Raw genomic sequence first — 1,270 nt, 5'->3', positions numbered from 1 at the left:
TTTAGGACGGGTCACAAACATAAAAAAAGCCGCTCAATGAGCGGCTTTTTAAAATTCGTATATCGAATTAGTTAACGTGTAACTATTACTCGATGATTGATGCTACAACACCAGCACCAACTGTACGGCCACCTTCACGGATAGCGAAACGTAGACCTTCGTCCATCGCGATTGGGCAGATTAGCTCTACTGTCATCTTGATGTTGTCACCAGGCATTACCATTTCTACGCCGTCTGGTAGTTGGATGTCACCAGTTACGTCTGTTGTACGGAAGTAGAACTGTGGACGGTAACCTTTGAAGAAAGGAGTGTGACGACCACCTTCATCTTTAGAAAGTACGTATACTTCTGAAGTGAACTTCGTGTGCGGCTGGATTGAACCAGGAGCTGATAGTACTTGACCACGCTCAACTTCGTCACGCTTAGTACCACGTAGAAGTGCACCGATGTTCTCACCTGCACGACCTTCGTCTAGAAGCTTACGGAACATTTCAACACCCGTACAAGTTGTCTTCGTAGTTTCTTTGATACCTACGATTTCAACTTCGTCGTTCACGTTGATGATACCAGCTTCAACACGGCCAGTTACAACAGTACCACGACCCTGGATTGAGAATACGTCTTCGATAGGCATGATGAATGGCTTATCGATGTCACGCTCTGGCTCTGGGATGTAAGAATCTAGTGCTTCTGCAAGCTCAACGATCTTGTCTTCCCACTCTTTCTCACCTTCTAGTGCTTTAAGAGCTGAACCTTGGATTAGTGGTAGGTCATCACCTGGGAAATCGTACTCAGAAAGAAGTTCACGAACTTCCATCTCTACTAGTTCGATTAGCTCTTCGTCATCAACCATGTCACATTTGTTCATGAATACGATGATGTAAGGTACACCAACCTGACGTGAAAGTAGGATGTGCTCACGAGTCTGAGGCATAGGACCGTCAGTTGCAGCAACTACTAGGATCGCGCCGTCCATCTGAGCAGCACCAGTGATCATGTTTTTAACGTAGTCAGCGTGTCCAGGACAGTCAACGTGTGCGTAGTGACGAGTTGGAGTATCGTACTCTACGTGTGAAGTTGCGATTGTGATACCACGCTCACGCTCTTCTGGAGCGTTATCGATTTGAGCGAAGTCACGTGCTTCACCACCGTATACTTTTGCAAGTACGTTAGTGATTGCTGCTGTTAGAGTTGTTTTACCGTGGTCAACGTGGCCAATTGTACCTACGTTTACGTGCGGTTTCGAACGTTCAAACTTTTCTTTTGCCAT

Annotated in this window: 1 protein-coding gene; it reads right to left on the bottom strand. The window is 46.1% G+C overall.

The window, feature by feature from the left end:
• Positions 1-85 precede the first annotated feature (85 nt).
• Positions 86-1,270, bottom strand: a complete 1,185-nt coding sequence (gene tuf, locus N475_RS23605; protein ID WP_063359275.1) for an elongation factor Tu — start codon at positions 1,268-1,270, stop codon at positions 86-88.

Source organism: Pseudoalteromonas luteoviolacea DSM 6061 (assembly GCF_001625655.1).
Taxonomy (GTDB): Bacteria; Pseudomonadota; Gammaproteobacteria; order Enterobacterales; family Alteromonadaceae; genus Pseudoalteromonas; species Pseudoalteromonas luteoviolacea.
This window is presented reverse-complemented; position numbering and strand designations above follow the sequence as displayed.

Excerpts from the sequence above, each read along its gene's own strand:
- tuf (WP_063359275.1), bottom strand. The coding sequence starts at position 1,270 with ATGGCAAAAGAAAAGTTTGAACGTTCGAAACCGCACGTAAACGTAGGT.